Genomic DNA, 235 nt, shown 5'->3' with positions numbered 1-235 from the left:
ATGCACTATATCCGCTATGATGTACTGTATGCCTATGTGCTTGCAAGACTGCAATACTGGTCTATGCTGGCACAGAAAGATGAGGACAAGCTGCTGAAACGGCTGCTCAATGTCAGCGACAGGGAAAGGAACTCTGCGAAGAAAAAGCAGGCTGTGGAGCTGAAAAAGGCAGAGAAGCGTAAAGCCGAGGTTGACGGGCTGTTTGCTAAAATGTATGAGGACTGGTCTGCCGGAC

Annotated in this window: 1 pseudogene; it reads left to right on the top strand. The window is 49.4% G+C overall.

Annotation, left to right across the window (positions count from 1 at the left end):
• Positions 1–235, top strand: a pseudogene (locus tag GPK88_RS19960) (recombinase family protein); the annotation flags it as partial.

Source organism: Blautia sp. MCC269, from assembly GCF_018785655.1.
Taxonomy (GTDB): Bacteria; Bacillota; Clostridia; order Lachnospirales; family Lachnospiraceae; genus Blautia_A.
The sequence above is the reverse complement of the archived record's forward strand: the minus strand, read 5'-3'. Positions and strand labels throughout refer to the sequence as shown.